At 61.1% G+C, this 1382-nt stretch carries 1 protein-coding gene and 1 pseudogene; both read left to right on the forward strand.

All coding sequences use genetic code 11. The features are described 5' to 3' along the window. A pseudogene (locus tag OUZ52_RS22790) lies at positions 1-331 on the forward strand (mechanosensitive ion channel domain-containing protein); the annotation flags it as partial. A 45-nt stretch (positions 332-376) separates the two neighbouring features. After that, positions 377-1192 (forward strand): helix-turn-helix domain-containing protein, encoded by an 816-nt coding sequence (locus OUZ52_RS22795; protein WP_266160901.1) that lies wholly within the window; start codon positions 377-379, stop codon positions 1190-1192. The last annotated feature ends 190 nt before the right edge of the window (positions 1193-1382 follow it).

Consider the following 1382-nt stretch of genomic DNA (forward strand, 5'->3'; position numbering starts at 1 on the left):
GACCCTGGCCAATGCGCAAGGCCGCGTGCAGGTCAAGCTGCCGATGCCGCTGGATACCGATGCAAGCAAGGTAAGGCAAATCATTCTGGAGGTTTTCGGCAACCACCCGGCAACCCTCGATACACCGTCGCCCTACGTCCAACTCGAAAATATCGATGCGGCGGCCATGACCTTCAATTGCGTGGCCTATGTAAAAAGTCCACGCGAGGCCAGCAACGTAAAAAGCGACCTGCTGTTCGAGCTGCTCAAGCGCCTGAACGAGGCCAAGATTCCCATGAGCAGCCCGCAAAACATGGTGGTGCGGACCTTGCCCCCGACCCCTGCGATTTGAGGGCATCGGGGCCGTACACTAGCCGGGATCTGCCGGAGTCGCCTTATGGGTTATTGCCGCCGCCTGCCCGCCGCCCCCCTGAATGCCCTGATCGAAACCCTGTGGGACTGGGACATGCCATCCCAGGCGCATCATTACGAACGCATCCTGCCCAGCCTGGGCGCGGGCTTGATCATCAACCTGCACGAGGATGAGACGCGCGTTTACAGCGACGACGCTAAGCGCAGCTGCGTGAGAATGCGCGGCGCGGTGATCGGCGGCCCTGCCCTGCGCAGCCAGATCATCGATACCGCCGAGCAGATCCGCGTCATGGGCGTGGTGTTTCGCCCAGGCGGCGCCCATGCGCTGTGCGGTGAAGATCACCGCGTACTGGTTGCCGGCGATATCCATCTTGACGATATGTTCGGTGCCAGCGCGTACGACCTGCGGCAACGCTTGCTGGATACGGCAGCACCGGAGCGACGACTCGACCTGCTGGAACAATGGCTGCATCGGCAACTGCGGCTGCCTGCGCTGAATCCGGTCGTCAACCATGCCCTGGCGGTCTTGCAGCGCGAACCGCAGTGGACGCGGATCGCCCCCTTGGTCCGTGACAGCGGATTATCCGAATATCGCTTTGGCCGGCTGTTTCGCCAGCAAGTGGGCATGGGGCCCAAGCAATTTGCTCGGCTGACGCGCTTTCGTGCCGTGGTGGATCAAGTACAACGGCAGCAATCGGTGGACTGGAGCCGTGTCGCCGCGGATGGTGGCTATGGCGATCAAGCGCATCTGACGCATGAGTTCCGCGCGTTTTCGGGAATGACCCCAACGGCATACGTGGCATCGCAGCGGGTTTATGCCAATCACATTGCGCTCGACTGAGCGCAGATTTCCTCGGCGGGCTTTAGCAAACCGATTGCAGCGACTTCGAAAATCTACAAGACAGGAATAAAGCAGCCGCTAGGCTTGGCCCTATTCCACCCGACGGAGTTTCGACCATGAGCTCAAGCAACCCTTCCGGCAGCACCATCATCCCTTGCCTGCGCTATCGCGATGCGCATGCCGCCATCGA

The sequence above is a fragment of the Dyella silvatica genome, from assembly GCF_026283955.1.
Lineage (GTDB): Bacteria > Pseudomonadota > Gammaproteobacteria > Xanthomonadales > Rhodanobacteraceae > Dyella_C > Dyella_C silvatica.

Excerpts from the sequence above, each read along its gene's own strand:
- OUZ52_RS22795 (WP_266160901.1), top strand. The coding sequence starts at position 377 with ATGGGTTATTGCCGCCGCCTGCCCGCCGCCCCCCTGAATGCCCTGATC.